17 protein-coding genes are annotated in these 12301 nt (G+C 43.0%); all 17 read left to right on the top strand.

The genetic code is table 11. The features are described from left to right. Complete coding sequence (locus E7588_07895; GenBank protein MBE6689177.1) at positions 1–333, top strand: hypothetical protein; 333 nt, start codon at positions 1–3, stop codon at positions 331–333. After that, a complete protein-coding gene (locus tag E7588_07890) occupies positions 326–1483 on the top strand; it encodes an AAA family ATPase (GenBank protein MBE6689176.1) in 1158 nt (385 codons plus the stop codon). Before E7588_07895 ends, E7588_07890 begins: the two co-directional genes overlap by 8 nt. 101 nt (positions 1484–1584) lie before the next feature. Next, positions 1585–1839 carry a complexin-2 gene (locus E7588_07885; protein ID MBE6689175.1) on the top strand — a complete coding sequence of 85 codons (255 nt, stop codon included), beginning with the start codon at positions 1585–1587 and terminating at the stop codon, positions 1837–1839. Continuing rightward, positions 1836–2024, top strand: coding sequence for a hypothetical protein (locus tag E7588_07880; GenBank protein ID MBE6689174.1), 189 nt, complete (start codon positions 1836–1838; stop codon positions 2022–2024). The genes E7588_07885 and E7588_07880 overlap by 4 nt, the downstream gene beginning before the upstream one ends. A gap of 221 nt (positions 2025–2245) precedes the next feature. Beyond that, positions 2246–3376, top strand: coding sequence for a recombinase (locus E7588_07875; protein MBE6689173.1), 1131 nt, complete (start codon positions 2246–2248; stop codon positions 3374–3376). Then, on the top strand, positions 3342–3527 hold the full coding sequence (locus tag E7588_07870) for a hypothetical protein (protein MBE6689172.1): 186 nt from the start codon (positions 3342–3344) through the stop codon (positions 3525–3527). Before E7588_07875 ends, E7588_07870 begins: the two co-directional genes overlap by 35 nt. Further along, positions 3524–3823, top strand: a complete 300-nt coding sequence (locus E7588_07865; GenBank protein ID MBE6689171.1) for a hypothetical protein — start codon at positions 3524–3526, stop codon at positions 3821–3823. Before E7588_07870 ends, E7588_07865 begins: the two co-directional genes overlap by 4 nt. Continuing rightward, positions 3820–4065, top strand: a complete 246-nt coding sequence (locus E7588_07860; protein MBE6689170.1) for a hypothetical protein — start codon at positions 3820–3822, stop codon at positions 4063–4065. Before E7588_07865 ends, E7588_07860 begins: the two co-directional genes overlap by 4 nt. Before the next feature lie 179 nt (positions 4066–4244). Further along, positions 4245–4709 carry an RNA polymerase sigma factor gene (locus E7588_07855; GenBank protein MBE6689169.1) on the top strand — a complete coding sequence of 155 codons (465 nt, stop codon included), beginning with the start codon at positions 4245–4247 and terminating at the stop codon, positions 4707–4709. Then, positions 4702–5427, top strand: a complete 726-nt coding sequence (locus tag E7588_07850; GenBank protein MBE6689168.1) for a hypothetical protein — start codon at positions 4702–4704, stop codon at positions 5425–5427. Before E7588_07855 ends, E7588_07850 begins: the two co-directional genes overlap by 8 nt. Then, the gene (locus E7588_07845; protein MBE6689167.1) at positions 5403–6095 is read left to right on the top strand and encodes an ABC transporter ATP-binding protein; all 693 of its coding nucleotides are present in this window, start codon (positions 5403–5405) and stop codon (positions 6093–6095) included. The genes E7588_07850 and E7588_07845 overlap by 25 nt, the downstream gene beginning before the upstream one ends. Before the next feature lie 2 nt (positions 6096–6097). Continuing rightward, complete coding sequence (locus E7588_07840) at positions 6098–7246, top strand: ABC transporter permease (GenBank protein ID MBE6689166.1); 1149 nt, start codon at positions 6098–6100, stop codon at positions 7244–7246. Positions 7247–8276: 1030 nt separating this feature from the next. Then, complete coding sequence (locus E7588_07835; protein ID MBE6689165.1) at positions 8277–8546, top strand: helix-turn-helix domain-containing protein; 270 nt, start codon at positions 8277–8279, stop codon at positions 8544–8546. Beyond that, positions 8543–9553 carry a hypothetical protein gene (locus tag E7588_07830; protein ID MBE6689164.1) on the top strand — a complete coding sequence of 337 codons (1011 nt, stop codon included), beginning with the start codon at positions 8543–8545 and terminating at the stop codon, positions 9551–9553. Before E7588_07835 ends, E7588_07830 begins: the two co-directional genes overlap by 4 nt. A 266-nt stretch (positions 9554–9819) precedes the next feature. Continuing rightward, on the top strand, positions 9820–10179 hold the full coding sequence (locus E7588_07825; protein MBE6689163.1) for a hypothetical protein: 360 nt from the start codon (positions 9820–9822) through the stop codon (positions 10177–10179). Beyond that, complete coding sequence (locus E7588_07820) at positions 10160–10369, top strand: hypothetical protein (protein MBE6689162.1); 210 nt, start codon at positions 10160–10162, stop codon at positions 10367–10369. Before E7588_07825 ends, E7588_07820 begins: the two co-directional genes overlap by 20 nt. Before the next feature lie 14 nt (positions 10370–10383). Next, positions 10384–12301, top strand: a 1918-nt coding sequence (locus E7588_07815) for a hypothetical protein (protein MBE6689161.1), incomplete at its 3' end; no start/stop codon positions are given.

Raw genomic sequence — 12301 nt, 5'->3', positions numbered from 1 at the left:
ATGTCAGCAAAGAACGTAGACAGACACAACCGTTTTCGCAGCATTACGGTAGGCTTCCGAGTATCACCGGAAGAACAGGAAGAACTGAACAGAGCCGTAGCCCTGTCGGGACTTCCCAAACAGGAATACTGCTACCGCAAGTGCATGGGGCGTGAAGTGGTGGTACAGCCGAATCCGAGAGTACACAAGGCACTCAAAACCCAAATGGCGGCGATCCTCGCAGAGCTTGAACGCATTGCCGCCGGGGACAGCGTACCCGACGAACTGCTCAGTACCATCGACCTCATTGCCATCACCATGCAGGGACTGAAAGGAGAGGATGCGAATGATTGATGCAAAAGAAAAGACTGCCCTCAGCTCATCTGTTGGCGCAGATGAAAGGCAGTCAATTCAACTATGTAACACCAATATTATAACAACCGAAGACACGGAAATCAATTACCCCGACGAAAATTCTTCGGAAAATCTTGAAGAAATTTACCGTCAGATGCAGAGAATGAACGACCCGGCATATCTGCATACGGTTTCCATGAATGACCTGTACGAAACAGTTTTCCAAAGCAGACCGCCCGTCATAGACGGTCTGCTCTACTCCGGCACCTACCTGTTCGCAGGAGCGCCCAAGGTTGGCAAGTCGTTCTTTATGGCACAGCTTGCCTACCACATCAGCACCGGACAAAAGCTCTGGGATTATGATGTCCACCAAGGCACGGTTTTATACCTTGCCCTGGAGGACGATTACCAGAGATTACAGGAGCGTATGTCCCGTATGTTCGATGTGGAGGGTACGGACAGCTTACACTTCGCCGTATATGCAAAGCAGCTCGGCGCAGGGCTTGATGAACAGCTTGAAAAATTTATCCGTGACCATCCCGACACCCGGCTCATTATCATTGATACCCTGCAGAAAGTCCGAGAGGTCAGCACCGATGCTTACAGCTACGCCAACGATTATGACATCGTAGGCAGAATGAAACAGTTTGCCGACAAGAACGGCGTGTGTTTGCTCCTGGTGCATCACACACGAAAGCAACAGGCCGGCGATAAATTTGAAATGATTTCCGGCACAACAGGATTGCTCGGCTGCGCAGACGGAGCGTTCCTTCTGCAAAAGGAAAAACGCACCGATCTGAGCGCCACCCTTGAAATTGTCGGCAGAGATCAACCCGACCAGAAGCTCCACCTGACAAGGGATACCGAGAAACTGATATGGCAGCTCGATCATGCGGAAACGGAGCTTTGGAAGAAACCTCCCGACCCTCTGCTTGACAAGATCGCCGCTGTAATTACCGAGGATAACCCGGTATGGAACGGCAGCGCTACGGAGCTTGTATCTCTCTTACAAGAGGATATACAGCCCAACATTCTGACCCGCAGGCTCAACGTCAAAGCGGGAGATTTGCTGAATGAACACGGCATTGAATACGCCGTAAAACGTACACGTAACGGCAGCTTCATCAGCTTGGCAAGAAAGACCGTGTGACGATTGGTGACGGTTGTGACGATTAAAATGACAGCAGGGGCGGTATCAAAAATACCGTCACAATCGTCACAACCGTCACGGAAAGGAAGGGAAAGAATCGAATGAAAAACGTACAGATACCCTATGAGCTGTTCGTCAATCTGGTGCTTTACCATCTGAACGGCGAGGACGATTTCGACGAAGTAATCCGGCAGGGCTTGGAGCAAAAACTGGATGCCCTGCTCAACAGACAGCTCTACTCTCAATACAAGACAGCCCCAACCGAGGAACAGCGGGAACAGGCAAGGCAAGAATATCTTGACCGCCGTGGAGTGCCGCAAAGCTACCGCTGGACTACTTCTCCTTGGGAGCTATGACAGGAGCGTGCCACGCTCCTGTGAATGGCAGACAAGGCAAAGCATTGGCTGACACAGACCCCACCGCATCTCCCGTCCCCATCGAAAAATCCGCAGATTTTGAGATGGATGGCAGAGAGGATTTTCAAAATCTTCTCTGCCTGTGGGCGGCGGCATTGAAGCAAATTCGGTTGCGGAAAGGCTGACGATCACGCCGTATTTGAGGATGTGGGTGCTACCTACAAGCCGAAAAAGACGGCAGAGGCTTCCGCAGAAGCCGCATACCCCCTCGGAGAGCGCAATGCTCTTTTGATGGCTCCGCTGTCAAAAGTGCTTTTGCGTTACTTTTGGCAAAAGTAACAAAACCCGCCGCTGCGGCGGCGAAAGGAATTTCAATCAAACAACCGCTATTTAGGAGGTGACGCCTATAAAACGAACAATCAGCGCAATGTCCGGTGACGGTGTTGTTGCTCACAACCGCCGCACCTACCTTGCAGAAAATGTTGACCCGACTCGTACCCATCTGAATATCGAATACTGCTACACTCCCATCGAAGAAGCGTACCATCAACTATTCGATGCAGCTCTCGCAGAATTTAACGCAAAGCAAAAACGCAAAGACCGCTGCATCGAAAACTACTACGAAAAAATCCGTGACGGCAAACAGGAAAAAACTTTCTATGAAGTGATTTTTCAAGTGGGAAACAAAGACGATATGGGAGCCGCCGGAGAGAATACAGAGCTTGCAAAGACCATCTTGGACAAGTTCTACCGCAGCTTTCTTGAACGCAATCCGCAGCTCCATGTGTACTCTGCCCACCTCCACATGGATGAAGCCACGCCCCATCTACACATCGACTTCATTCCCTTTACCACCGGGAGCAAGCGAGGACTCTCCACCCGTGTATCGCTGAAACAAGCTCTTGCCGATCAAGGAATCACCGGCGAGGGACGATCTCTGACCGAGCGTGACTTGTGGGTGCAGAAAGAAAAAGAAGCCCTTGCAGAAATCATGTTGGAACACGGCATTGAGTGGGAGCAGAAAGGCGAACACAAGGAGCATCTGAGTGTTCTGGAATTTAAGCGAGAGAAACGCAAAGAAGAACTTGCCGAACTGGAGCAGAGCATCGAGCGAGTTCAGCAGCAACAGGTTTCCGTTCAAGCCGTGGAGCAGATCGAAGCAAAGCCTTTGCCGCTGACTTCCAAGGTGGCAGTTGACAAAGAGGACTTCCAAAACCTCGTCACAGCGGCGCAGAAATTTGTGGTGCAGGAGAAGCAGGAAAGCAAGCTGAAAAAGCTCTTGAAGGATGCCAAGAAAACCATTGCCGATCTGAAAGCGAAAATTGAATCGCTGGTAACGGAACTATCGGCAGTCAAGTCAGAACTTGCTCAATACAAATCCGTCCGTGGCAAGCTCCACACAGCGGATCTGGAGAAGGAAAATGACCGTCTCCGCAGCAGACTTCGCACCTATGAGGATGTGATTTCTCGCAATAATCTGTGGCATTTCTTTAGCGGAAGCCGTGGCAAAAACCGCAACAGAGACGATGCCCGCTGATTCCCGTGTAGAACTGGAAAAAACGCAAATTTTCAAATGGGAGCGTTCAAATCGTACCCGCACATCGTTTGGGCGCTCCCCATTCAAAAATCAGACCACTTTTACAGGTGATGAGCTGAGAAAAATTCGTGAAAAACAGGAGGTTTTATGAAAACAGGTCTTTCCAAGAAACAGAAAGCAACCAACATCTATTTTAACGAAGCAGACAGCATGATCGAGGTCTGCACCTACAATACCGCACTCAAAAACAGGCTCACCGAGTACGCCGGGCGATATCCCTCCGAGTGCCGATTAATCGACGATGATGGAAACGGCTGTCTGACCTTTGAAGTCAGCAAGGGGCGTTTCGGTTTCAAGCTGACTGCACCCTATGACGAAACCCGCCGCAAAGCTGCAAGCGAACTGGCAAAGAAGAACACCGAAAGATTGAGGAGACAAGAAAAATGAGAATCTTATCCTGTGCGTTCAATATGGATACCGCCTGCGTGGAACTGAAATTCGATGATGGTAGCATGATCGCCATTGACACAATCGCTGTGGAGAACGAAGTAGCCGACAATATGTATCAGCGGTCAGAGCTGGACTATCTGATCTACAATGACCCGGTAGCGTATGCCGAGCTGATACTGGACGGCGATCCTGAAACCTATTTGAAAACCATAACCGAATACAAGCCTTTGGATAGCTGACCACACGCCGCCCGTGGGAGAAATCCTGCGGGCGGTAATTTTGTTCACGAAAATATTAAAATGGCATGGTATAATATTACTACAAAATTTCTTCAACTCTTTCAAATAAATTTTTTGAAATAGCCGCACATTTGATGTGCAGAAACCGTTATACATAGTGAAAGGAGGTTTTGAACGCTATGGACTTAAGTGAACAGTATGACAAAATATACCGTTACTGCTATTTCAGAGTCCGCCATTGTCAAACAGCAGAAGATATTACACAAGAAACATTTTTGCGTTATTTCAGCAAAAATTTAAGTCTTGATAGCAGTAAAGAACTTCCTTACCTTTATACGATTGCCCGCAACTTATGTATCGAGGAATATCGCAAAAACAGCAAAGAAAACATAAGCGAAACAACTGATGATCCGAGTTATGACCCGACGGAAGAATGGATGAACAGCATTGCATTGAAAGAACTGATTTCTAAACTTCCGCAGGACGAACAGGAAATATTACTGTTGAGGTATGCAAATGAGCTTCCAATCGCTTCCATATGTAAGATCACCGGGCTTTCTCGTTTTGCTATATATCGCAAAACCTCAAGGATATTGAAATATCTCAAAACAGAGTTGCAGAGAGGAGGATTTTCGTATGAATAGAGGATTGAAAAAGCAAATTGCAAAGGCTTTTGATGCACCTGCGCCGAGGGACAAGGCACAGTTTGTTCGTGCTCTGCCCAGACCGCACATCAGCACCAAAGCATTTATAATCAGTCAAATCCCTTTCATTAAGAAAAGCGTATGGCTGTTGTCCTTACTGATCGTTTTACCTGCGATGTGGGGAGCTTCTTCCGCAAGCGAGAACACGGTATGGATCGTATCTGCTTTTACCCCATTCCTTGCCTTGCTTCTTATTACAGAGAGTGCAAAATCTACGCTGTATGGAATGAATGAATTGGAAATGGCTTCCCGCTTTTCGCTAAAAAGTATTGTGCTGGCAAGGTTGATTATCTTGGGTGTTTTTAATTTTGGGATTTTCTGTATCATAACCCCAATCTGCCATATCGCAAATAGTATCTCCTTTGTGCAAACAGGAGTATATTTGTTTGTGCCTTATTTACTGACAACAAGTATCAGCTTGTATATTGTTCGCCGTTTTCGGAATAAGGAAGCCATTTACAGCTGTATGGCAGTAGCCGTTTGCGTAAGTATGGCAAATGTGACACTTCGATATGTAGCTAACTTCATATTCCAAACAAATTATTTTGTCTGGTGGGCTGTAATCGCCTTGCTCTTGATGATGTTCACGGCGAAAGAACTTTATCAGACATTCAAGAAAACGGAGGGATTCCTATGGAACTTTGCATTGACAGGCTGACAAAACAGTATGAAAACAAAATTGCCGTTGACAGAATAACCCTGCAACTGACAAATGGTGTCTATGGATTGCTTGGAGCAAACGGCGCAGGAAAAACAACTTTTATGCGTATGCTTTGCGGGATTTTGAAACCAACAGGAGGTACAGTAACTTTTGATGGGTTAGATGTATCTTCCGAGGAATACAGAGCAGAGCTTGGCTATCTTCCGCAGGACTTCGGTTATTATCCCGATTTCAGCGGTTGGGATTTTTTGATGTATATGGCATCGCTAAAAGGATTGACAAAACATGAAGCCAAAAGGAAATCAAAAGAGCTTCTGGAATTAGTGAGCCTTTCCGATGTGAGAAAAAAGAAAATTGCAACCTATTCTGGCGGTATGAAACAAAGACTTGGTATTGCACAGGCACTTCTAAATGACCCGAAGATCATCATTTTAGATGAGCCGACTGCAGGCTTAGATCCCAAAGAGCGTGTGCGTTTCCGCAATTTGATAAAGGATTTGGGAAAGGACAGCATTGTTCTCTTATCCACTCATATCGTTTCGGATGTTGAGCATATCGCAGATACTGTGCTTATGATGAAAGCAGGGCAAATCATTTACAATGGCTCCGCTGATGAAATTGGAAATTTAGAGGAATTTTACCTTGCCGAATTTGAGGAGGAGTGAGTATGTTTGCGCTGTATAAGTTTGAATTAAGGAAAATTATCAGCAGGAAAATCGTCTGGATCACAGGAGGCGTTCTGCTTATAGGGCTTCTCATTTGGGGCATTGTAAGCGCCGTTCTGCCAGTAAACAGAGAATACTCTGTCAGTTCCCTAAATGGATATGAAGCAAACCGGGCAGAAAGGGAATCTGCCGAGCAAATTTCCGGCAGAGTAATAGACCAAGCACTGATTGATGAAATGCGCCTTGCGTATGAGGATTTCATTTTTAATGGAAATTATAAAGGGGCATTGCCATACTTGGACGTGTATAATTTCATTGGCACAACATTGAGGACACAGGCAAGTGTAGAAATATTAGAATGTGACAGTGAAGCGTTTTATGAACGTCTAAATGCACAGTTAGAAGCAAGTACCACGTCAGGGCTAACCGAAAGTATTGCATTTGACAAATCGATTGTCTATCATGGATATTATGATGGCTGGAGGCAAATTGCGGATATGATGAAGTTTATTGCCTGTATGGAAATCATGTTTATCGCAATCTGTCTTTCCACAGTATTCACCGTGGAACATACCCGCAAAACAGATCAGATAATTCTATGTACCCGTTTGGGCAAGAAAAAATTATATGCCGCAAAAATCCTTGCGGGTTTGACTGTTGGTATCGGCTTTACGCTGCTTCTCTCTCTGCTGATGTTTGGGGTAGTCGCTTTCCTATATGGATTTGATGGGTATAATACCATTTTACAATTTATCTTGCTACGTCCGTTCAACCTTACGGTTGGACAGGCTGCTTTGATTTTGGTTGCGTTGTCATTTGCCGGAGCTGCATTGGTGAGCCTGTTTACTATGATGTTGTCCGAATTAACAAAGAACAGCGTTGCTACAATCGGAACGATAACGGGTGTTATGCTTGTGACGATGTTTATTATGGAAATGCCTGCCAATCTGAAATTGCTTTCAGAAATATGGTATCTGTTGCCGAGCAATCTGGTTTCGCTCAATGGTGCATTTCGCTATTCTGCGATTTCTGTTGGTGGCAGCACTTTGGCGGCATATCAGTATGCTCCAGTTGTGTACGCTGTTTTGGCCGCCGTTTTTGCTTTGATTGGAAAGCAGACATACAATCGCTATCAGATTAACGGAAGATAAGCAAGAGTTTGCTATCAAACTAAAATAGAGCCGCCGATCAATCGACGGCTATAAGCGAACACGGTGGTACTGAAAAGGTATCGCCGTGTTTTGTTATGCAAGATCACCGCAGCATCTTGATTTTTCGGCCGATTTTGCGTATAATATCATTGTTGGGGTGACAACCACCCGAAACAACTGTTATGACCGTCCCATGGTGATTTATCACCGCTGATAAGATTTTGATAAGCATCCATCGTACAGCTAAGACAATATGGGTAATCAAAATAATCAGAATAGCAGGCGCAATATCTTCTAAACAAAATTGTTTAAGATGCAAGTACCTGCAACGAGTGGGAATGACGAATTGCGGAGCGAAAACCGCATAACCACGCCGTTTTCGGGCATTTTCAAATGAAAATGGCAACGATTTGGTAACATTAACTACTAAAAATTAAGAGCTAACTGATTTAGATGTCAGTTAGCTCTCTTTTTGTAATATCAGGAGATGTTCTGATATTCTGATTTTTATGCAAGTAGTATTGAAAAAGTCAGAATTATTATTGCTTCTGTAATAGAAGATTTAATAAAGGAAAAAGTACCGTCATTTTACAACCAAGTCGATGATGAACTCCGCTTGAAAAATTTTAACATATCTGAACTTCATATTTATCAATTATCTATGTTTTGCAAAAAATCATAGTGCAAAGAGCGCGGTGAGAAAAGAAAACAAAGGTTTTTACGTCATATTTTTTGCACTTTTGCCGCCGTGTCTCGTTTAAATACGTAAAGTATTCGCACTCACCCCGACAACAAAATTATCAAAAAATATATAGTAAAAACTTCTACGAACCGAAAAATGCCTGTTTTGAGACAGATTCAAGGCGAAACCGCAGTCGAATCCTTTACCGGATTCGCGAGGATTTCAACAAAGAATATGTCCGAAACAGGCTTTTTGTCGGCATTGTTTTCTTATCTCACCGCGCTCAAGTGATGAAATTTTTTAAAATTATTGAAAAATATGATAAATTATGCTATAATGTGATATATTATGAAAATTATTCAGGTGGGTGCTGTTGTGGAAAATATAGGTGTATTAAAAGTTAAGACAATGGACTTTCAGGATCAGATAAAGTTTGTTCGTATGCATCTGCAGCTCAGCCAGGAGGAGCTCGCACGTCAAATGGGTATTTCCTTTGCAACAGTAAGCAGATGGGAACGTGAAAACAGAAAGCCACAGCTTGCTCTGCTCGGCAAGTTCTACTCCTTCTGTCAAAGAAACGGAATAGAAATAGACTTATCTGACAATACAAATATATGATGGAGGAATTTGAAATGAGTATAGCTTATGGAATCCTCTGCGTCATATCGCTGTTTTTGATTGGTGTGTGCCTCGCAGTTGATAGAAAAAAAGATATATGTTTATTGCTTTTATTTATATCGGTGTTCGTGTGTAACCTGGGACAGTTTCTGATTTCGGTTGCACCAAGCCTTTCCTTTGCCCTTAATGGTAACAGGGTAGCGTATTTAGGGCAGGTTTTTCTGCCGTTGTTAATGCTTAAAATGATATTTGATTTGTGTAATCTAAATTACAAAAAGTGGATTTTGCCTACACTTTCTGTTGTCAGCTTGGCAGTGCTTTTTGTAACACTTACACCGGGACTTTTGCCTTGGTATTATAAAAATGTATCAATTGAGATTGTAGATGGAGTAACAAGGCTTATTCGTGATTACGGCCCTTTGCACTTACTCTACTACATATATCTGCTTTCGTACTTTGCTTTAATGCTGATTGTAATTATACACTCTGCGGTTAAAAAGAAAATTACATCTACACTCCACACAACCTTCTTATTGTGTGCGGTGCTGTGCAGTATTATAATATGGTTTGCAGAACAGTTCTTTACTCGTGGATTTGAATTTTTAACGGTGTCCTATTTGATTTCTGAGCTTTTCGTTTTGCTTTTGTATGGTATCCTGCAAGAGTACGGCATCCGGGGTGAAAACGGAAGCATCATAATTGCAAACACTTCAAAGAAAGCAGAAGAATATTTGTCAGGAACAATTCAGTCTGATGATGATAGCTCAGCACTCTTTAGTGAAAAAGATATTGACCACATATTGGCCTGTGAGAAAATTATGACTAAGATTAGCGAAAGAGAAAAAGAGGTATTGATAAAACTGCTTGCAAACAAACAACGAAAAGAAATTGCAGAAGAGTTGTTTGTAACCGAGAGCACTATCAAAAAGCATACAAGTTCCATTTTTACAAAGTTGAATGTGACAAACCGATTTGAACTCTATGCCAAATTAAAAAAATATATCTAAACTAAACAAAATTTGCCGTCCATTGAAAAATGGACGGTTTTTTTGCGTAAAATTGACCATGGTGACCCTAGGTCCACCCTCTGTATCACTAAAAGTAGCCCTAAGGCTAATATACATAATAATGTTTTTTAAGTAAAATTATATTATAAAAAAGTCACTATTGTGACTGTCGTTCGCGCAGCTCACTTCCATAAGTAGACTTTTTTGTAATTTAGTAAATTGCTAAAAAAGCAATTTACCAAAAGATAAGCAAAGGAGGTAGTGCGATGCTTAGTCCAATAACAAAAAAATACACAGACGAATCATCAATGAAGCAGTTTAGGTTTACATTCTACTGCGACTGTTGCGGGAAACCTATTCCTGCACAAGCCTATGATTTTAACAGCGCCTTTGCACAGAAAACTTTTTTGTCAAATGACGAAAAAGAAGCCCGCGCAATAATTTATGCTAATGAACATAGGCTGGCGTATGAACGTGCAAACAACGAAGTGCGATTGAACCTGAACCGTTGTGAAGTTTGCGGGGATATGGTCTGCGAGGACTGCTCCGTATATTCAGATGAGCTTGGCGGCGGAATTTGCTGCAAAAAATGCGCGGAAGCAAATAATGATGAAAAAGAAGCTTAAGAAAATGAAAACGGCGGTAGAAAACGATTATGCGGCAAATTATATAAAGCCCGGCATTATGAATCTGACGACTTCAAGAGATTTGTTTCTGTATTCAAGGATTACGAAAACCGAAAAAACGAAATCAAGTTCGGGCACACATACATCATCTTCCGGCAGAACGCACGGCGGACGAGGCGGAAGTTTTTAATTTGGAGGGTAATTATGAAAAGAATTTTATCATTTATTTTATTCTTAACGATGGTTATGAGTTTTGCATCGGTTGTAAATGCGGAGCACTATTCTAAATTTACCGATGTAAAACCTGACAGTTGGTATTACGAAGATGTGGATAATGCGGTAAGACTTGGTATTATCAACGGAAAAAACGAAACAACCTTCGCTCCCGATGATAATCTTACATATGCTGAAGCAATCAAGATTGCGGCTTGTATGTATCAGCTTTACAAAGACGGAAGCGTATATCTTGTGCCCGGCGGAAATCCTTGGTATCAAATTTATGTTGATTATGCCAAAGACCACGGAATAATAACAGAAAACTTTTTCTATAAGGTTAGTAACATTGATGAAAAGGCTACAAGAGCAGGATATATGGAAATATTCGCAAATGCCATTCCCGATGAGGCTCTTATTGGTATAAACAATGTTCCTGACGGCTCTATTCCCGATGTTCCTATGGTTCACGAGAGTTCAATCAGTATATACAAGCTCTATCGTGCGGGAATTCTGACAGGTGTGGATGCAAAGCACAACTGCAATCCGGAGGATAACATCAAAAGATGTGAGGTTGCGGCAATCATTACAAGAATGATGGACGAAACAAAGCGTGTTAAGTTCAGTATGGGAACAACCTCCGAAGAGCCAAAGACAGAAGAACCTAAGAACGAGGAACCAAAAACAGAAGAACCCCTATTTGAAATTCCAAAGGGTGCCGAAATTCTTCCTGAAGTTCCCGAAGAACCAAAGGCAGAAACCAAGGAAGAAACTCCTGATATGTATGAGCCTTTTGAAATAACGGTTCAGCCTGAAAGGATTGATTCTGCCGATGAAGGAGAAACGCTTACATATACAGTCAAAGCATCAGGTGGAAAAACACCATATACATATTCTTGGGGTACAAGAGGCAGATATAACGGATTTACTGAATTTACCGAATCCGATTATGTAAAGGGTGCTAAAACCAATACACTTTCTCTTGTTTTTGATATTGACAATGCAACAACAAGTCAGTTCTACTGCAAGATTACAGATGCTCTTGGTCAGGAAGTGAAATCAGAATCTTTGACAATCCCCGAAAAGGTATTCATCTTCAAGCCTGAAAGCTTTACTAAGGAAGGTAATGGATATACTTTTGCCGGCAGAGTTGAAAAGGGTGCTGTAAGAATCGGTGAAACGGTATCAATGCATATGCCATCACAGAGCGTTGAGGTTTATGGCGTTGTTACGGGAATTATAATGTTCAATAAAAACCTTGACGAAGCAAAGCAGGGCAATTACTGCGGAATTTTAATAGAAGAGCCGAAGGAAATCCCATATGATAAGTGGGTGGTTGATACTCTTGGGGTAAGTTTAACGGCAAGAGTACAAAGTTTGGGCAATTATGGCTTCAAGGTTCCGATGAAGCTTACCTTCCAGTATGGTGGCATAAAAAATTTAGGTGAAACTGTCACAATGCGTATGCATGTAAAAGGAGGTACACCTCCCTATACATATGAATGGTATAAGTTCGAAAATGGCAATGAATACACAAAGATAGTAAATGATCATAAATACAACGTGATGGGAAGCGAAGTAAGGATCATTGTTGATGCTGACGAGTTTGAACAAAACATGTGGTATCGTTGCGATGTGACCGATGCAGCAGGAAATACACAATATGAAACGTGGTATGGTGTAGAGCCGGAAGCAACACCTTATCTTTCGCGTCAGCCGAAAGATGTTTATGCGGATTACGGTGAAGAGGCTGTATTTAAAGTTCATACAAGATGCGCAACCGCAACCTATCAGTGGTACATAAAAAATGACAACACAAACGGTTGGAAAAAAATCGAGCCGACCGACACATGGGCAAAGGGTGCTACAACATCAACACTGAAAATACAGGTTGAGAAGGCTGATTTCA

Source organism: Oscillospiraceae bacterium, assembly GCA_015065085.1.
GTDB lineage: Bacteria > Bacillota > Clostridia > Oscillospirales > SIG627 > SIG627.
This window is presented reverse-complemented; position numbering and strand designations above follow the sequence as displayed.